Source organism: Nocardioides segetis (assembly GCF_051390595.1).
In the GTDB taxonomy this organism is placed as follows: domain Bacteria; phylum Actinomycetota; class Actinomycetes; order Propionibacteriales; family Nocardioidaceae; genus Nocardioides.
Genome location: NZ_JBNINR010000007.1, coordinates 75,977 through 93,889, shown reverse-complemented (window position 1 = coordinate 93,889; position 17,913 = coordinate 75,977). Strand labels below are relative to the sequence as shown.

Annotated in this window: 16 protein-coding genes and 2 riboswitches; of the genes, 8 read left to right on the top strand and 8 right to left on the bottom strand. The window is 72.6% G+C overall.

The window, feature by feature from the left end; all coding sequences use genetic code 11:
- Positions 1-4 precede the first annotated feature (4 nt).
- Both ACPZVR_RS14840 and ACPZVR_RS14835 read left to right on the top strand, forming a co-directional pair.
- A complete protein-coding gene (locus ACPZVR_RS14840) occupies positions 5-1,345 on the top strand; it encodes a glutamine synthetase family protein (protein WP_436700375.1) in 1,341 nt (446 codons plus the stop codon).
- A 13-nt stretch (positions 1,346-1,358) separates the two neighbouring features.
- Positions 1,359-4,286, top strand: a complete 2,928-nt coding sequence (locus ACPZVR_RS14835; RefSeq protein WP_436700374.1) for a bifunctional [glutamine synthetase] adenylyltransferase/[glutamine synthetase]-adenylyl-L-tyrosine phosphorylase — start codon at positions 1,359-1,361, stop codon at positions 4,284-4,286.
- Between the two features lie 159 nt (positions 4,287-4,445).
- Here ACPZVR_RS14835 and ACPZVR_RS14830 read toward each other — a convergent pair whose 3' ends face one another.
- Both ACPZVR_RS14830 and ACPZVR_RS14825 read right to left on the bottom strand, forming a co-directional pair.
- Complete coding sequence (locus ACPZVR_RS14830) at positions 4,446-4,676, bottom strand: hypothetical protein (protein WP_436700373.1); 231 nt, start codon at positions 4,674-4,676, stop codon at positions 4,446-4,448.
- Positions 4,673-6,106 carry a glycosyltransferase family 2 protein gene (locus tag ACPZVR_RS14825; RefSeq protein ID WP_436700372.1) on the bottom strand — a complete coding sequence of 478 codons (1,434 nt, stop codon included), beginning with the start codon at positions 6,104-6,106 and terminating at the stop codon, positions 4,673-4,675. Before ACPZVR_RS14825 ends, ACPZVR_RS14830 begins: the two co-directional genes overlap by 4 nt.
- A gap of 146 nt (positions 6,107-6,252) precedes the next feature.
- Here ACPZVR_RS14825 and ACPZVR_RS14820 point away from each other — a divergent pair, with 146 nt between their 5' ends.
- Complete coding sequence (locus ACPZVR_RS14820; RefSeq protein WP_436700371.1) at positions 6,253-7,044, top strand: putative bifunctional diguanylate cyclase/phosphodiesterase; 792 nt, start codon at positions 6,253-6,255, stop codon at positions 7,042-7,044.
- On the opposite strand, the gene ACPZVR_RS14815 is transcribed toward ACPZVR_RS14820, so the two are convergent.
- Complete coding sequence (locus ACPZVR_RS14815; protein ID WP_436700370.1) at positions 7,038-8,228, bottom strand: acyl-CoA dehydrogenase family protein; 1,191 nt, start codon at positions 8,226-8,228, stop codon at positions 7,038-7,040. The two genes, ACPZVR_RS14820 and ACPZVR_RS14815, sit on opposite strands and share 7 nt — an antisense overlap.
- A gap of 17 nt (positions 8,229-8,245) precedes the next feature.
- Positions 8,246-9,091: an oxygenase MpaB family protein gene (locus tag ACPZVR_RS14810; protein ID WP_436700369.1), complete on the bottom strand. Its 846-nt coding sequence runs from the start codon at positions 9,089-9,091 to the stop codon at positions 8,246-8,248.
- A gap of 51 nt (positions 9,092-9,142) precedes the next feature.
- Here ACPZVR_RS14810 and ACPZVR_RS14805 point away from each other — a divergent pair, with 51 nt between their 5' ends.
- Positions 9,143-9,739, top strand: a complete 597-nt coding sequence (locus ACPZVR_RS14805; RefSeq protein ID WP_436700368.1) for a TetR/AcrR family transcriptional regulator — start codon at positions 9,143-9,145, stop codon at positions 9,737-9,739.
- Between the two features lie 27 nt (positions 9,740-9,766).
- Here ACPZVR_RS14805 and ACPZVR_RS14800 read toward each other — a convergent pair whose 3' ends face one another.
- From ACPZVR_RS14800 to gcvT, 3 genes are read right to left on the bottom strand one after another with little or no spacing between them, the layout of a single operon-like run.
- Entirely contained in the window at positions 9,767-11,149 is a 1,383-nt protein-coding gene (locus ACPZVR_RS14800; RefSeq protein ID WP_436700367.1) for an L-serine ammonia-lyase, read from the bottom strand.
- Between the two features lie 49 nt (positions 11,150-11,198).
- Entirely contained in the window at positions 11,199-11,579 is a 381-nt protein-coding gene (gene gcvH, locus ACPZVR_RS14795; RefSeq protein WP_436700366.1) for a glycine cleavage system protein GcvH, read from the bottom strand.
- Positions 11,580-11,599: 20 nt separating this feature from the next.
- Positions 11,600-12,718 carry a glycine cleavage system aminomethyltransferase GcvT gene (gene gcvT / locus ACPZVR_RS14790; protein WP_436700365.1) on the bottom strand — a complete coding sequence of 373 codons (1,119 nt, stop codon included), beginning with the start codon at positions 12,716-12,718 and terminating at the stop codon, positions 11,600-11,602.
- 51 nt (positions 12,719-12,769) lie between these two features.
- Positions 12,770-12,871: riboswitch (glycine riboswitch) on the bottom strand.
- Positions 12,872-12,969, bottom strand: a riboswitch (glycine riboswitch). It abuts the riboswitch before it with no gap.
- A 103-nt stretch (positions 12,970-13,072) separates the two neighbouring features.
- Between gcvT and ACPZVR_RS14785 the strand changes: the two genes are divergently transcribed.
- The 4 genes from ACPZVR_RS14785 (at position 13,073) to ACPZVR_RS14770 (ending at position 17,069) form a co-directional block, all read left to right on the top strand.
- Positions 13,073-13,462 (top strand): hypothetical protein, encoded by a 390-nt coding sequence (locus ACPZVR_RS14785; protein WP_436700364.1) that lies wholly within the window; start codon positions 13,073-13,075, stop codon positions 13,460-13,462.
- The gene (locus tag ACPZVR_RS14780; protein WP_436700363.1) at positions 13,423-14,958 is read left to right on the top strand and encodes an SDR family NAD(P)-dependent oxidoreductase; all 1,536 of its coding nucleotides are present in this window, start codon (positions 13,423-13,425) and stop codon (positions 14,956-14,958) included. The genes ACPZVR_RS14785 and ACPZVR_RS14780 overlap by 40 nt, the downstream gene beginning before the upstream one ends.
- Before the next feature lie 84 nt (positions 14,959-15,042).
- A complete protein-coding gene (locus tag ACPZVR_RS14775; protein ID WP_436700362.1) occupies positions 15,043-16,314 on the top strand; it encodes an endonuclease/exonuclease/phosphatase family protein in 1,272 nt (423 codons plus the stop codon).
- Complete coding sequence (locus tag ACPZVR_RS14770) at positions 16,314-17,069, top strand: endo alpha-1,4 polygalactosaminidase (RefSeq protein ID WP_436700361.1); 756 nt, start codon at positions 16,314-16,316, stop codon at positions 17,067-17,069. The genes ACPZVR_RS14775 and ACPZVR_RS14770 overlap by 1 nt, the downstream gene beginning before the upstream one ends.
- Here the strand turns inward: ACPZVR_RS14770 and ACPZVR_RS14765 are convergent, their stop codons facing one another.
- Positions 17,070-17,909 (bottom strand): universal stress protein, encoded by an 840-nt coding sequence (locus ACPZVR_RS14765; protein ID WP_436700360.1) that lies wholly within the window; start codon positions 17,907-17,909, stop codon positions 17,070-17,072.
- Between the last annotated feature and the right edge of the window lie 4 nt (positions 17,910-17,913).

Below are 17,913 nucleotides of genomic sequence, written 5' to 3'. Positions count from 1 at the left end.
CGCCATGGGTAAGCAAGAGGACTTCGTCCTGCGCGCTCTCGAGGAGCGCGACGTCCGGTTCGTGCGCCTGTGGTTCACCGACGTGCTGGGGTTCCTCAAGTCGGTGGCCGTCGCCCCGGCCGAGCTCGAGGGGGCCTTCTCCGAGGGCATCGGGTTCGACGGGTCCGCGATCGAGGGCTTCGCGCGCGTCTACGAGGCCGACATGCTCGCGCTGCCCGATCCGACGACCTTCCAGATCCTGCCCTGGCGCAGCAGCGAGGGCCCGGCCACGGCGCGGATGTTCTGCGACATCGTGATGCCCGACGGGTCCCCGTCGTACGCCGACCCGCGCAACGCCCTCAAGCGCACCCTGGGCAAGGCGGCCGAGCAGGGCTTCACCTTCTACACCCACCCCGAGATCGAGTTCTACCTGTTCAAGGACGAGCCGCGCGCCGGCGACGAGCCGGTGCCGATCGACCGCAGCGGCTACTTCGACCACGCCGCCCACTCGCACGGCTCGGACTTCCGTCGTGAGGCGATCACGATGCTCGAGGCGATGGGCATCTCTGTGGAGTTCAGCCACCACGAGGGCGGCCCGGGCCAGCAGGAGATCGACCTGCGCTACGCCGACGCGCTGACCACCGCCGACAACATCATGACCTTCCGCACGGTCATCCGGGAGGTCGCGCTCAACCAGGGCATCTGGGCGACCTTCATGCCCAAGCCCTTCACCACACACCCCGGCTCCGGCATGCACACGCACCTGTCGCTCTTCGAGGGCGACCAGAACGCCTTCTACGAGGCCGGCGCGGAGTACCAGCTCTCGAAGACCGGTCGGCAGTTCATCGCCGGCATCCTGCGTCACGCCAGCGAGATCAGCGTCGTGACCAACCAGTGGGTCAACTCCTACAAGCGGATGATGTTCGGCGGCGAGGCGCCGTCGTACATCTGCTGGGGTCACAACAACCGCTCCGCGATGGTGCGGGTCCCGATGTACAAGCCGATGAAGGGTCAGTCGACCCGCGTCGAGCTGCGCACCATCGACTCGGCGTGCAACCCCTATCTCGCGTACGCCGCGGTGCTGGCCGCGGGCATGAAGGGCATCGAGAACGACTACGAGCTGCCCCGCGAGGCCGAGGACGACGTGTGGGCGCTCACCGAGCGCGAGCGCCGCAGCCTCGGCATCGAGCCGCTGCCCAAGAGCCTGCACGACGCCATCGCGATCGCCGAGCACTCCGAGCTGCTCGCCGAGACGCTGGGGGAGCAGGTCTTCGACTTCTTCCTGCGCAACAAGCGGGCTGAGTGGGACGAGTACCGCGGCCAGGTCTCGGCCTTCGAGCGGGACCGCATGCTGCCGGTGTTGTGAGCCCGGGGCAGTCGTGAACCGGGCGTCGCAGCGCACCGAGCTGCTCCGGCTCGGGTTCGTCGACCTCGACCACGCCCTCGTCGACCTCGACCGGCTCGGTCCGGGTGCCGGTGACCTGCTCGCCCTGCTGGGGCGCACCGCCGACCCGGACGCCGCGCTGCGGGGCCTGTGCCGGCTGGCCGACGCCGCGGAGGAGACCGGCGGGCGGGCCGAGCTGCTCGCCGCGGTCCGCGACGACGAGGGCACCGCGATGCGGCTGCTCGGCGTGCTCGGCGCGAGTGCGGCGCTGGCCGACCACCTCGCCACGCACCCGGGGCACTGGCGCGAGCTCGCCGACCCGCTGCTGGGGTCCACGCGCCCGGCGGCCTGGGCGGTGCGGGCGGCCCTCCTCGATGCCGTCGCCGAGAAGCCGGACCGGGAGGCGGTCGACGCGCTGCGGGTGGAGTACCGCCGTCATCTGCTGCGACTCGCCGCGCGCGACCTCACCCACCACCTGGGTGTCGACGACGCGGCGGCGGAGCTGTCCGACCTCGCGGCCGGGACGCTCGACGCTGCGCTCGCGGTCGCCCGGGCGCGGCTAGGCCCGGACGCCGACGACGTCCGCCTGGCGGTGGTCGCGATGGGCAAGTGCGGCGGCCACGAGCTCAACTACGTCTCCGACGTCGACGTCCTCTTCGTCCACGAGGGCGACGAGCGGGTCGCCGCGCGCCTGGCCGCCCAGCTGATGCAGGTGTGCGCCGACCACACCGCCGAGGGCACGATCTGGCCGGTCGACGCGGCGCTGCGGCCGGAGGGCAAGGCGGGCCCGCTGAGCCGGACCCTCGCGAGTCACCAGAGCTACTACGAGCGCTGGGCCGAGCCGTGGGAGTTCCAGGCGCTGCTCAAGGCGCGTCCGGTCGCCGGCGACCTCGCGCTCGGTGCCGAGTTCGTCGCGATGAGCGCACCGATGGTCTGGTCCGTCGCGGACCGGGAGGGCTTCGTCGACGCCGCGCGCGCGATGCGGCGGCGCGTGCTCGACCACATCCCGGCCAAGGAGGCGGACCGGCAGCTCAAGCTCGGGGCCGGCGGGCTGCGCGACGTCGAGTTCGCGGTCCAGCTGCTCCAGCTCGTGCACGGCCGCGCCGACGACTCGATCCGCCCGCCGACGACGCTCAGCGCGCTGGCGCGGCTGACCGAGGGCGGGTACGTCGGCCGCGAGGACGGCGAGGCGCTGCACCGTGCCTACGCCTTCCTGCGCCAGCTCGAGCACCGGATCCAGCTGCACCGCCTCCAGCGCACCCACGTGGTGCCCGCCGACGAGGCGTCGCTGCGCCGACTCGGGCGCAGCCTCGGCTTCTTCAAGGAGGCGCGGAAGCGGCTCGAGGAGACGTGGCAGGACCACCGCCGCGAGGTCAGCAGGCTGCACCAGAAGATCTTCTACCGCCCGCTGCTCACCGCCGTGGCACGGATCGGCTCCGACGAGGTGCGACTGTCCTCGGAGGCGGCTGGTGAGCGGCTCGCTGCGCTCGGGTACGCCGACCCGCAGGCCGCGCTGCGCAACCTGGAGGCGCTGACCGCCGGCGTCAGTCGGACCGCCGCCATCCAGCGCACCCTCCTGCCGGCCATGCTGCAGTGGTTCGCCGAGTGCTCCGACCCCGACGGGGGCCTGTTCGGGTTCCGCCGGATCAGCGAGGCCCTGGGCCGCACACCGTGGTACCTCTCCACGCTGCGTGACGAGGGCGAGGCCGCGGAGCGCCTGGCCCACCTGTTGGCCACGTCCCGCTACTGCACCGACCTGCTGGAGCGCGAGCCCGCCGGTGTGCGGCTCCTCGGCGGCGACCTGCGCCCCCTCTCCTCGGCCGCGATGACCGACGAGATGCTCGCCACCGGACGTCGCCAGGACGGGTTCGAGAAGGGGGTGCGCGCGCTGCGCGCCGTGCGTCGTCGCGAGCTGCTGCGCATCGCCGCCGGCGACGTCCTCGGCCTGGTCGACGTCACCGAGGTCGGCACCGCGCTGACCCGGCTGACCGACGCCACCCTCGAGGCGACCGTCCAGGGGGCGATCGAGTCGACCGTCCGCGCGCGTGGGCTGGACGCCGCGCCGACCCGGATGGCGGTCGTCGCCATGGGCCGCTACGGCGGTTTCGAGCTGTCCTACGGCAGCGACGCCGACGTGCTCTTCGTGCACGATCCCGTCGACGGCGCCGACGCCCACGAGGCCGCGACCTTCGCTCGGGTCGTCGCCGAGGAGGTGCGCCGGGTCCTGGCCGTCCCCGGTCCCGATCCGGCCCTCGTCGTCGACGCCGACCTCCGGCCGGAGGGGCGGCAGGGACCGCTCGTGCGGACCCTCGACGCCTATGCCGCCTACTACGCCAAGTGGTCCCACGTGTGGGAGGCGCAGGCGCTGCTGCGGGCGGACGCCGTCGTCGGCGACCCTGATCTCCGGGCCCGGTTCACCGCGCTCATCGACCCCCTGCGCTACCCGGCCGGCGGCCTGACCGAGGACGACGTCGTCGAGATCCGCCGCATCAAGGGGCGGGTCGACAAGGAGCGCCTCCCTCGGGGCGCCGACCCGGCCCTGCATCTCAAGCTGGGCCGCGGGGGACTGGCCGACATCGAATGGACCGTCCAGCTGCTCCAGCTGCGCCACGGCGCTGCGGTCCCCGGCCTGCGCACCACGCAGACCCTTCCCGCGCTGGGCGCGGCCGCGGAGGCGGACCTGATCACCCACGACGACGCGCAGACGCTCGGCACCGCCTGGCGCCTGGCCACCCGGGTCCGCAACGCCGTGCTCCTGGCGCGGGGTCGGGCCGGCGACGAGTTCCCCCGGGCGGTGCTCGAACGCCGTGCCGTCGCGGGCATCCTCGGCTACCAGCTCACCGAGACCGACCGCCTGCTCGACGACTATCTCCGGGTCACCCGGCACGCGCACACGGTCGTCGATCGGGTCTTCTGGGAGTAGTCCCGGGCGGCGCTGGTCACGGATGTGGACACGTGTCAGGTAATGCTCACCCAACCGGCCCAAATGAACCGTTGGTATGTCATGATGTCCGATGTCGGGCCGCGACCGACCCCCCCAGAGGTCGCGGCCCGACGCCCTCTGCGCGCTCCGCCGACCGGTTCAGCGCGGGCCGTCGGGATGGATGCTCCGGGTCTCGGACCGCTCGTAGGTCCGGGGCAGGTGGTCGCCCACGTGCACCTTGGGCAGCATCTTCGCCACCGCGAGCGTCACGTAGACCATGGTGTTGATCGCGACGAAGGCGGCCAGGACGGCGAACCCGTGCGAGCGCACCAGCGACTCCGGGAACACGATCCCCAGCGTGGACAGCAGCGGGCCGCTCAGGGTGCTCATCGGCCGGCCCGCCCCGCCCCGACCACTCGCGGCGCGCTGACGACGTGCTTCCAGTCGGCGTTGCGGCCCAGCGACATGTCGAGCACGCCCTTCAGGTAGACGATGTCGAGGAACAGCGCGTAGACGAGCTCGGGGAACAGCGTCGCGGCGAGCAGCCGGGCCCGCCAGCCGCCCCGCCAGACCGTGACCACCCGCTCGACGGTGAACACCAGGCCGGTCCCGAGCCAGAACGGGAACCACACCCAGCTGTCGAAGGACAGGGCCATCAGGACCATCAGCAGGAGGTACGAGAGCAGCGCGATGACGCCGTACCCGATGCCGAGCTGCTGGGCCCAGTAGCGGAACGTCGCGGGCCGCAGGCCGTAGGCGCCGAGGTTCTCGAGTGCCCCCCGCTGCCAGCGCAGTCGCTGCGCCCACAGGGCCCGCCAGGTCGGCATCACCTCGGTGACGACCGTGCAGTCCGACGGCGAGACGATCAGCGCGCCGAGGGACTTCAGGGCCAGCGTGATCTCGTTGTCCTCGGTCAGCACCAGGGTGTCGTAGACGTCGCCGGGCACGCCGGGCAGCAGGCGGCCGCGCTCGGCGGCCACGGTGCGCAGCGCCCGCGGCCGGAAGACGGTGGCGGTGCCGGTCAGCACGAAGACCCGGCCCCGGCGCCGCCGCAGGTCGCGGGCGTAGCGGGTGTACTCGTTGCGCTGGAACTGCCCGATCAGCCCCTTGCCCTCCTCGCCGTAGAACAGCCCGCCGACGGCCATCAGCGCGCGGTCGTCAGTCATCCGGCGCACGGCGGCGGCGAGGAACCCGTCGTCGAGCACGGTGTCGGCGTCCATCACCATGACCAGGTCGTTCTCGCCCTGGCCGGGCAGGATCCGCGCCAGCGCCTGGTTGAGCGCACCGGCCTTCTTGTGCGTGTTGTCGATGCTCTCGATCACCTCGGCGCCGCAGCGCCGTGCGATCTCGGCGGTGTCGTCGGTGCAGTTGTCGGCCACGACGACGACCCGCTCCGGTGCCCGGGACTGGCCGGCCAGGGAGGCGAGCGTGGCCCCGATGCCCTGGGCCTCGTTGTGGGCCGGCACCAGCACGGTCAGCGACACGGGCCCGTGGAAGACCCCTCGGGTCTCGGCCATCACGTGCCGGGGTGAGAGGGGGAGTCCGACGCCGTCGTCGCTGCGACGCGCCCGGTTGGCGATACGCCGTTCCAGCCACGCGACACCCGCGGCGAACAGCAGCGCCAGTCCCGCCGCGGCCGCCAGCGTCGGCATCGTCGGCGCCTCGGTGTCGTAGAGGACGTGCCACACGCCGAGGACCAGGCCGTCGGACGGCTCCGCCCGGCCGTCGGTGGTGTCGGAGACCGACCACCACAGCAGGCCCGCGCCCGCCAGGGCCGTCCCGAGGATGAGCAGTCCGACTGCTCGCTGCAACCAGCGCACGAGTTCCCCTTCCCTCGACCCCGACCCTAGGCAGCCGCCGCGGCGGACGCCGGGCGAATGCGCCGATGTCGACCGTTCGGCGTCGCCGGCCGGGACCAAGGTCCCCGTCGGCTCCGATCGCCGGGTCCCGGACCGATGGGGGAGGGGTGACGGATCCCGGGATCGAGAGCGGGGCGCTCTCGGCGGCGCTGCGGCAGGCGCTGGACCGCGACGAGCTCTCGCTGGTCTACCAGCCGCAGGTCGACCTCGCGACCGGCGAGGTGGTCGGCGTCGAGGCACTGGCGCGGTGGTCCAGCCCGATACTGGGCGCCGTGCCGCCCGACCGGTTCATCCCGGTCGCCGAGGACGACGGGATGATCGCCGAGCTCGGCGCCTGGGTGCTGACGACGGCGTGCGCGGCACTGGCGGGCGTGCAGGACCGGCTCGGCCGTCCGCTGCGCCTGGCCGTCAACGTGTCGCCGCGCCAGCTGCGTGGACGGGCCTGGCTCGAGGAGGTCGCCGATGCCATCGAGGCGGCCGGCATCGAGCCCTCGCAGCTGGAGGTCGAGATCACCGAGGGCCTGATGATCGAGGACCACGGCGAGGTGGTCGCGCTGCTCCACGCCCTGCGCTCCCTCGGCGTCTCCATCGCGGTCGACGACTTCGGGCGTGGCTACAGCAGCCTCGCGTACCTCACCCGCTTCCCGATCGACAGGATCAAGATCGACCGCTCGTTCGTGCGGGAGATCGACACGGCGCCGCACGCCGCGATCGTCGACGCGATCATCGTCATGGCCCACGCCCTGGGCATGAGGGTCGTCGCGGAGGGCGTGGAGACGACCGAGCAGGAGCAGTACCTGCGCCGGCGCGGATGCGACGAGGTCCAGGGCTATCTCTACAGCCCCGGCGTCCCCGCCGGATCGCTCGACCTGGTGGCCCGCGCCCTGTCGCGTCAGTAGGACCGGGGCAGCCCCAGCATCTGGGTGCCGATGTGCGCGAGGACCAGCTCCTCGGCGACCGGGATGTTCTTGGCGATCCGGGCGTCGCGGAAGATCCGCTCGATCGGATACTCCTTGGAGTACGCCATCCCGCCCAGGGTCTGGAAGGCCTGGTTGGCCGCCTCCCAGCCCACCTGCGCGCCGGTGAGCTTGGCGACGTTGGCCTCGTTGCCGCACGGACGGCCCTGGTCGAAGAGCCAGGCCGCCTGGTAGGTCATCAGCCTCCCCAGCTCGGTCTTGGCCTTGATCTGGGCGAGCGGGAACTGCAGCCCCTGGTTGGCGCCGATGGGGCGGGCGAACACCTCGCGCTCCCGGGCGTAGTCGCAGGCGATCCGCAGCGCGGCGTCCGCGGTGCCGATGCCGCCCGACGCCGCGAGGATCCGCTCCGGGTTGAGCACGTCCCAGAGCACGGCGAAGCCGGCGTCGACCTCGCCGATGACGTTGGCCGCCGGCACCCGGACGTCGTCGAGGAAGACCTGGCTCGACTGGAGGATGTTGCTGCCCATCTTGGGGATCGGTGTGTACGACAGGGTGCCGTCGGCCAGTGCCTGCTTCACGTCGACGAGGAGGAGGGTGAACCCCGCCGTGCGGGGGAGACCGCGCTCCCTCGTCTCGGCCGCGGGGATCGTGCGGGTGACAGCGACCATCCAGTCGGCGTTCTCGACGTTGGAGATCCAGACCTTCTGGCCCTTGACGACGAAATCGTCGCCGTCGCGCCGGGCGGCGGTCGTGATCTCGATGGCGTTGCTCCCGGCATCGGGCTCGGTCAGCGCGAGACAGAACTGCAGCGAGCCGTCGGCGAGGCCGGGCAGGATGCGCCGCTTCTGCTCCTCGGTCCCGTGCCGGGTCAGCGTCATGGCGCCGAAGCCGGGCGTGGTGACGTAGAAGAAGGTCCCGGCGACGCCGCCGGACGCGCACAGCGTCATGTTGGCGACGGCGAGCTCGAGCAGCCCCTGCCCGCCACCGCCGTACTCCTCGGGCACGCACAGGCCGAACCAGCCGCCCGCGCCGAGGTCGTCGAACACCTCCCGCGGGAACCGGTGCTCCTCCTCGCACCGCGACCAGTAGGCGTGGTCGTAGCGCGCGGCGACGGCGGCCACGCCCTCGCGGACGGCGAGGGCGCTCTCGGGCAGGTCGAAGTCCATCGGGTCCTCCTGGCGGGTCAGACGAGGCGGCGGCCGAGCCGGCGGCGCAGCCGCATGTCGGCGAGCCACAGGTTGAACGGGAAGTTCCGCAGGGCGCGGGGGAGTCGTCGCTCGACCGCGCCGAGGGTGCGCAGCAACCGGTCGAAGCGGCGCTGTTGCCGATCGGTCCAGGGCAGGCCCATCGCGTCGCGGAACAGCGGCGGGAGGAAGCCGGTCGTCACGAAGACCACGAACGGACCCAGCAGGTGGAAGGGCCGCGGGAAGTTCCGCAGCCGGGTCAGGTCCATGAGGTACGCCGCGACCGCGGGGTCGATGTCGACCTCCGACTCCGCGTCCTCCCAGTAGCGGCGGAACGCCGCACGGTCGGCGGGCCAGGCGTCGGCGGGCATCTGCAGGGTGGTGCCGAACCGGGCGCAGTGGGCGTAGAGCGCGTCGGCCTCGGCGTCGGGCAGCGGGCCGTGCATCCGCTCGATCATGTCCACGGTGCCGTAGTAGAGGCAGGCCGCGACCCAGGTCTGCAGCCGCGGGTCCATCGCGCGGTAGTGCACCTTCTCGCCGGGCTGCGACACCACCTGCGCGTGCTGGAGGTTCACGGCCCGTCGGAAGGCGGCGCGCTCGGCGTCGTCGCCGAGCAGGGCGACGGCGAGGTAGGTGAAGGTGGTCCGGCCCCGCTTGAAGGGGTGCCGGGTCGCGGCACCGTCGTGCACCCGGCTGTTCATCACGCCGTAGCCGACGCCCGGCCAGCTCAGCTGCATGATCACGTTGGCCGGGCCGGCCAGGTGGGCGCCGATGCCGGAGACGTGGTCGCGCATGTCGAAGCCCGCGGGGACGGGACGGTCGCGCACCCGGAGGTTGGTCGCCATGGGGCCAACGTAGCCTTCTATTGGCAGTGTGCCAATAGTAGGCTCGGTCCCGTGCCGACGACCGCCCGCCGCCAGCGCCTGTCACCCGACCAGCGGCGCGAGCAGATCCTGATCGCGGCCGAGCGGCTCTTCGCCGACCGGCCCTACGCGGAGGTCTCCACCACCGCCATCGCCCGGGAGGCGGGGGTGGCGCGCGGTCTGCTGAACCACTACTTCGGCGACAAGCGGGCCCTCTACCTCGAGGTCGTCCGGCGCGCCTCGCTGCTCCCCACGCTCGAGGACGTGCCGCTGCCGACCGGGTCGCTGACCGAGAGGGTCGACGCCGCCGTCCAATGGTTCCTCTCCTCCATCACACCCGAGCGGGCCACCTACCTCACCGTGCGCGGGGCCGAGGGCGTCGGCGAGGACGCCGAGGTGCGCGCGATCCTCGACGACGCCCACGACCTCGCCGCCGGCCGGGTGCTGGAGATGGTCGGCAAGGACCCGGCCGACCCCGCCGCCCGCGCCGTGGTGCGCTCGTTCGGCGAGCTGGCCCGCGGCGCGATCCGCGAGTGGTCGCGGGAGCGGACCCTCAGCCGGCAGCAGGCGCACCTGTTGCTGAGGGAGGCGCTGCTGGCGATCGTGCGGGACGTCCTTCCGGGCCTGTGACGACGGCGCCCGGGGAGCGGTCAAGGCTCAGCACTCGATCACGTTGACGGCGAGGCCGCCGCGCGAGGTCTCCTTGTACTTCGTCTTCATGTCCCTGCCGGTCTCGCGCATGGTCTTGAGCGCCTTGTCGAGACTGACCTTGTGCGCTCCGGTGCCGTGGATCGCGAGCCGGGCGGCGTTGATCGCCTTCACGGACGCGATCGCGTTGCGCTCGATGCAGGGGATCTGGACCAGGCCGCCGACCGGGTCGCAGGTGAGGCCGAGATTGTGCTCGATGCCGATCTCGGCGGCGTTCTCGACCTGCTCCGGCGTGCCGCCGAGCACCTCGGCGAGCGCGCCGGCCGCCATCGCGCAGGCCGAGCCGACCTCGCCCTGGCAGCCCACCTCGGCGCCGGAGATGGACGCGTTCATCTTGGCCAGGATGCCGATCGCGGCGCCGGTCAGCAGGAAGCGGACGATGCCGTCGTCGACCTCCTCCGGCGTGCGTCCCTTCGCCGCGAACCGGACCCAGTAGTGCAGGACGGCGGGCACGATGCCCGCGGCGCCGTTCGTGGGGGCGGTGACGATCCGGCCACCCGACGCGTTCTGCTCGTTGACGGCCAGTGCGAAGAGGTTGACCCAGTCGACGACGTCGAGCGGGTCGTCGCTGCCCGCCCGGCAGAGCCTGGCGTAGAGCTCGGGCGCCCGACGCGGCACCTTCAGGCCCCCGGGCAGCACGCCCTCGCGGTGGCAGCCCTCGTCGACGCAGGCGGCCATGACCCGCCAGATCTCGAGCAGCCCGGCCCGGATCTCGGCCTCGCTGCGCCAGGTCAGCTCGTTGGCGAGCATGACGTCGGAGACCGACATCCCCTCGCGCTCACACACGGCGAGGAGCTCGCCCCCGGTGGTGAACGGGTAGGGGAGGACGGTCTCGTCGGCGACCACCCGGTCCGCGCCGGCCTGGGTCTCGTCGATGACGAACCCGCCCCCGACGGAGTAGTAGGTCCGCGCGCGCAGCTCGGCACCCGCGTCGTCGTACGCCGTGAACACCATGCCGTTGGGATGGGCGGGCAGCGACTGGCGACGGTGCATCACGACGTCGTCGGCGACGAACCGGATCCGGCGGGCACCGGCGAGCTCGAGCTCCTGCCGCTCGAGGATCGCCGCGACCCGGGCGTCGTAGGTCGCGGTGTCGGTCGTGGCCGGGTCGTCGCCCTCGAGCCCGAGGATCACGGCCTTGACCGAGCCGTGGCCGTGCCCGGTCGCGCCGAGCGACCCGAACAGCTCGGCGCGCACCCGGGCCACGCGGGGGAGCTCGCCGTCGGCGGCCAGCCCCTCCGCGAAGATGCGCGCGGCCCGCATCGGGCCGACCGTGTGCGAGGACGACGGCCCGATGCCGATCGAGTAGAGGTCGAAGACGCTCAAAGCCATGTGATCAGTGGCTCCTGCGATCCATGTCTCGACGGTACAACCGGGGGCGTCACGAGCGGGTGAGCGCCTCGTACCCGTCGGCGTCGAGCAGCTCGCCGGTGGCGGTGACCGCGACGACGAACAGCCAGCCCTCGCCGAACGGGTCGCTGTTCACCAGGCCCGGATCGGCGTCGACCGCCGCGTTGACCTCGATGACCTCGCCGGAGACGGGGGCGTAGAGGTCGCTGACGGACTTGGTCGACTCGAGCTCGCCGCAGGTCTCGCCGGCGGTGACGGTGCTGCCGACCTGCGGGAGGTCGACGTACACGACGTCCCCCAGGGCGTCGGCGGCGTAGGCGGTGACGCCGACCCTGGCGGTCGTGCCGCCGGCGTCGTCGAGGGCGATCCACTCGTGCTCGGCGGTGTACTGCAGGTGGGTGGGGTTGCTCATCGTGTCTCCTGGGGTCGGGGTCAGCGGGGGCGGGAGTAGAAGGGGAGCGCGACGACCTCGGCGTCCTCGAGCGTGCCGCGCAGCGACACCGCGAGGCGCGTGCCGACCGCGGCGAGCGCCGGGGGTACGTAGGCCATCGCGATGGGCCTCTCGAGCGTCGGCGACGGCGACCCGCTGGTCACGACGCCGACCTCGGCGCCGGTCGCCGGGTCGTGCACCGGGTAGCCGGCGCGCGGCGAGCGACGCCCGGAGGAGACCAGGCCGACGAGGACCCGCGCCGGCCCCTCCTCCTGGCGCCGCGCGAGCGCGGCGTCCCCCACGAAGCCGGCGGGCTTGTCGAGGACCACCACCCGGCCGAGGTTCGCCTCGAACGGCGTGGTCTCCCGGGTCAGCTCGTGGCCGTACAGCGGCATGCCCGCCTCGAGCCGGAGCGTGTCGCGGCACGCCAGGCCCGCCGGGACCAGGCCGTGCGGTTCGCCGGCGTCGGCCAGCGCGGCCCAGACCGCGGCCGCGTCGGCCGGCCGGCAGTAGACCTCGAAGCCGTCCTCGCCCGTGTAGCCGGTGCGGGCCAGCAGCACCTCGATGCCGGCGAGCGTGCCGGCATCGATGGCGTAGTACTTCAGCTCCGGGACCGGGAGGTCGGTCAGGCCCGCGACGATCGGGGCCGATGCCGGCCCCTGGACCGCCAGCAGCGCCCAGTCGGCGGAGGTGTCGCGGACCTCGGCGTCGTACGCGGCGGCGCGGGCGGCCAGCTCGGGCGCCACGACGGCGACGTTGCTCGCGTTGGCGACGACCAGGAAGTGCTCCTCGGCCAGCCGGTAGACGACGAGGTCGTCGATGATCCCGCCGTCCTCGGCGCAGATCATCGAGTAGCGCGCGCGGCCGACGCCGATCGCGGAGGGCCGGCTCACCAACGCGTGGTCGAGCGCCGCGCCGGCGCCGGGACCGGTCAGCTCGATCTCGCCCATGTGGGTCAGGTCGAAGAGGCCGGCCCGGGTGCGGACCGCGCGGTGCTCCGCGGTCTCGGATCCGTAGCGGACCGGCATCTGCCAGCCCGCGAAGTCGGTGAACGACGCACCGAGGGTGGCGTGGACGTCGTGCAGCGGCGTGAGCCGCGGGGTCCCTGCGGGAGTGGTCATCGGGAGGCTTCCTCGTGACGCACGGCCGACGCCGTGCTCGTGGCTGGATCGCCTCCCCGCTCTGTCATCGCTACCTGAGAGCTTCGCCGCCCGGTGGGCGGCTTGCACCGTGGGTGCGGGCCGGTGGATCCGGTCCGACTTTCCAGAGTTCGCCTCGTCCCAGCGGTCAGGGGTGCCTGAGAGATTCTTGGGGAGATTTGCTCCTTCGGCGCCTCGTCCTCGTGGGACGGGGGCTCTCCCGCTGGGGTTCGAACGGCGCGATGTTCAGTTGTGCGACGCCGAGCCTAGGAGGCCAGGGAGATGCGGTCAACGCGGCCGCCCGGGTTCCTGGCACCCGGCTCGTAGAGTTCGAGGGTGGACCCCGACGACGCCGACGCCTGGTTCGTCACCGGCGACGCCACGAGCCCCGGCCCGGCCGGAGGGTTCGCTCCCGACGAGTTCGAGCGGATCAGCCTCGACGCCGCGGCGAGCGACGACGAGAGGGCGGAGGTCCGGGAGTTCTGGCGGCGGCACCGGGTGGTGGCGATGTCGGTGCGGGGGGAGTACGCCTACCTCGCCGTCCGCGAGGACGACGGCGCGGTGGTGCACGGTGCCGAGCCGGAGTTCGAGGAGACGACGGTGGTGGCCGCGAGCCTGGCTGAGCTCCGGGCGCAGGTGGCGGGGGAGATGCCGCTGCACCCGCTGGTCGCGCGTACCATTCCGCAGTGCCCAGCCCGTACTTCGTCGACCCCTCCGAACAGCTGAGCGGGATCGACCCCGACGAGCTCGCGATCACGCTCAAGGTCCTGGGCCAGCTGCCCCAGCTGCCGCCGGACCACGACGACATCCGCACGGTGAAGCGCGCGGCGTCGTACATGTACAAGATGATCAAGCGGGCCCGGCGCGCCGAGATCCGGATGGCCAAGCAGCGCCACGACCAGGAGATCATCGAGAGGACGGCGACGGGCTCGCCGATGCGCATCGACGACGAGACGGCGGGCATCCCGCTGGTCTCGACGGCGCAGGGGGCGTTCGCGGGCGAGCTGATCACGCCGCGCGGGTGCTACATCTGCAAGGAGGACTTCACCCTCGTCGACGCCTTCTACCACTGGCTGTGCCCGCGCTGCGCCGCGATGAGCCACGCCAAGCGCGACCAGCGCACCGACCTCACCGGCAAGCGCGCGCTGCTCACCGGCGGACGGGCCAAGATCGGGATGTACATCGCACTGCGGCTGCTCCGCGACGGCGCGCACACCACGATCACGACGCGCTTCCCGAAGGACGCCGTGCGTCGGTTCGCCGCGATGGACGACTCCGCGGACTGGCTGCACCGGCTCAAGATCGTGGGCATCGACCTGCGCGATCCCACCCAGGTCATCTCGCTGACCGACGACGTCGCCGCCGACGGCCCGCTCGACATCATCGTCAACAACGCCTGCCAGACGGTACGCCGCCTGCCGGGTGCCTACGCCCACCTCATCGACGGCGAGAGCGCGGCGCTGCCGTTGGCCGACGAGCTCGGGGTGAAGGCGCTGCCCGAGATGGTCACCTTCGACCGGATCTCCGAGGCCCACCCCGCCGCCATCGCCGGCGCCCTGGCGTCGACGGCGGTCGCCCACCACGAGGGGGAGTCGGCCGAGTCGGCCCTCGCCACCCACAACGCCGCGTCCCTGACCGCGCTGGCGCTCAAGGCGGGCAACGCCTCGCTCGAGCAGCACCTGGCCGGGACCGCGATCGACGCCGGCGGGCTGATCCCGGACGTCCAGGACAACAACTCCTGGACCCAGGTCCTCGACGAGGTCGACCCGCTCGAGCTGCTCGAGGTGCAGTTCTGCAACGCGATCGCGCCGTTCCTGATCAACTCCCGGCTGCGCCCGGCGCTGCGGGCCGCGGTCCAGAACGGCGCGCGGCGGGCCTACATCGTCAACGTCTCGGCGATGGAGGGCCAGTTCTCCCGGCGCTACAAGGGCGCGGGCCACCCGCACACCAACATGGCCAAGGCCGCGCTCAACATGATGACCCGGACGTCGTCGGGCGAGATGTTCGAGACGGACAGGATCCTGATGACGGCCGTCGACACCGGCTGGATCACCGACGAGCGGCCGCACCACGAGAAGCTGCGGATCGCCGCCGAGGGCTGGCACGCACCCCTCGACCTGGTCGACGGCGCGGCGCGGGTCTACGACCCGATCGTGCGCGGCGAGGCCGGCGAGGACCTCTACGGCTGCTTCGTCAAGGACTACCAGCCCTCACCTTGGTGAGCCGCGGGCCGAAGAGAACGGTCGGTGCCGGCCCGTACGCCTGTTCACTCCACATTTGGTGCCACTTCACGAGAAGGTAGACCCATGGCTCCCACCCCCACCCTGCTCCCACGTCCCGTCCTCGTGCTCCTCACGACCCTCGCTCTCGCCGTCGGGGCGTTGGCCGGGGCCTCCCCGACCTCGGCTGTCGCCCAGGCCGACGCGCCCTGGGTCTCGGGGCAGCAGGTCGTCGGCAGGACGGTCACGGTGAACCTCGACTGGGACGCGGTGGCCGGGGCGTCGAGCTACGACGTGTGGTTCTCCACCGCCGGCCCCGACACCTATCCCGGCCTGGACCCCCACAAGGGCATCGCGACGGTCGGCGGCCCGCACGCCGATCTCGCCGGCCTGACCCCGGGGACGACGTACTGCTTCGCCGTGGTCGCCAACGGCGACGGCAAGGGCGGCGGCAACGGCGGCCCCCGCTCGTGCAAGGTGACGCCGCCGATCTCGCGGGCCGTCGTGCCGACCGCGCTGCAGACCACCGCCGCGACCTTCAACGTGGCGTGCGGCGCGAAGAAGAACTGCAACAAGGGCTGGAAGTGGAAGAAGCGCCAGAAGAAGGTCGTCGCGGACATCGGCCGCGTCGACGCCGACATCATGGTGTTCGTCGAGGGTCATCTCGCCCACAAGTACGGCAAGAAGAAGCGCTGGATCGGCAAGGTCATGAAGAAGCGCGGCTACGCGCTCGCCTGCCAGACGCAGAAGAGCAAGAAGCGCAAGCTGTTCAGCCAGACCGCCTACGTGCGCACCAGCGAGTACGCCGTCGTCGGCAAGAAGCAGAACAGCAAGGGCACCCGGTTCACCATGTTCGGCGACCGCGACCACGGCTTCTGCCAGGCCCTGGTGCAGCACCTGGCCACCGGCAAGCAGATCGCCGTCGGTGCGGTGCACCTGCGCGACGGCAAGGCCGCCGCGGACGGTCTGCGCCAGCAGGAGACGAAGTACGTCCTCGACCGGGTGACGTCCGCGTTCCCGGGCGTGCCGGCGGTGCTGCTGGGCGACTACAACTCCCACCGCGGTCTCGACCGCCGGGGCCAGACCGACACGCCGCGCCTGGTGATGGAGTCGGCCGGCTTCGCCGACGCCGTCGACATCGCCGCCCAGCTGACCTACCCCTACCTCAACTCCGCGCACGGCTTCGACACCAACCCGCCGCGGTCGTCCACCTGGCCGACCCATGTCGACCGGATCTTCGTCTCACCCGGCATCTCCGTGCCGCGGTGGGACAACATCGCGGTCCTCGCGGGAGGGAGGTACGCCGCCCCGATGGCCTCGGACCACAACCCGGTGCGGGCGACGCTGTACATCCACTGATGCTGCCGGCGCTGCTGCTCGGTATCGCGCTCGCGCTGGGGGCGGCGCCCGCGGCCACCGCGGCGACCCCGCCACCGGGCGGGGTGGACGTCGACTACCAGCTCGGCGGCCCCGTGCCGCCCGCCCCGAACGTCGGGATCGTCGTCCGTGACCGGCGGGCGGCACCGGAGCCGGGCCGCTACAACGTCTGCTACGTCAACGGCTTCCAGACCCAGCCCGACGAGCGAGCGCGGTGGCGCCGCCATCCCGGGCTGGTCCTGCGCGACGGCGGCCGGCCGGTGGTCGACGACGCGTGGGGCGAGTGGCTGCTCGACATCCGCACGGCGAGGAAGCGCGAGCGGCTGGCCGGCATCGTCGGGCGGTGGATCGACGGATGCGCGCGCGACGGCTACGACGCCGTCGAGATCGACAACCTCGACTCCTTCTCCCGCAGCCAGGGCCTGCTCCGGCCCCGGCAGGCCAAGAGGTACGCCCGACTGCTCACCGCGCGGGCACACGCGGCCGGCCTCGCGATCGCCCAGAAGAACTGGGCGTCGCTGGACGGGCGCGTGCTCGGGTTCGACTTCGCGGTCGCCGAGGAGTGCGGCCGCTACGACGAGTGCGGTCGCTATGTGGCGTCGTACGGCGACCGGGTGCTCGTCGTGGAGTACCGCGCCCGCGACTTCCGGCGGGCCTGCGCGGCCTACGGCGCCCGGCTCGGCATCGTGCTGCGCGACCGAGAGGTGGCTCCCGGCGGCCGTCGGGCGTGGTGCTGATCAGTCGCGACCGACCGCGGGCTCGGGCACGACGGCGACGGTGGTGCGGGCCCGCTCGACGACGGCGGTGGCGATCGAGCCGGTGACCAGGCGGCCGACGGTGTCGAGGGGGTGCCTGCCGACGACGACCAGGTCCCAGTCCGCCGTGCGGCTGCCGAGCACGTCGTCGACCAGTCCGTGCGTGACCCGGAGGGTGACCCGCACGTCGGGGTACTTCTCGCCGAACCCGGCGACGGACTCGGCGAGGAGGAGGTGCGCCTCGTCCTCGGGGCCCAGGTCGAGGTCGTCGACGCGCACGTTGCGCAGGCCGGCGACCGCGGCCACGACGTCCCACACGACATGGACGACGGTGAGCCCCTGGCCGCGCAGCGCCGCCTGGGCGAAGGCGAACTCGAGGACGGGGAGCGAGGAGGCGGTGCCGTCGATGCCGACGATCACGCCCTTGCCCCGCTGCTCCTCGGCCCGCGGCCGGCACACGACGACGGGGCAGCTGGCGAGCCGGCTGACGGCGGTGCTGACGGAGCCGAGCAGCATGCTGCGGACCGTGCCGCGACCACGGGAGCCGAGGACGATCAGGTGGGCGTCGCGGGAGAGGTCGACCAGGACGCCGCGCGGGTCGCCGGTGAGGGTCAGGCCGACCACGTCGACCTCCGGGGCGAGCTCCTCGGCCTGGCGCAGCGCCGCGTCGTTGACCCGTTGCGCGTCGCGCTCCTCGACGGTGACGACGACCAGCGGGCGCGCATCGAGGGCGGCCTGTCGCGCCGCCCAGTCCAGGGCGCGGGCGGCGTGCTTGGAGCCGTCGGCAGCGACCACGATGCTGCCCGGTCGGATGGTGTCCATGGGG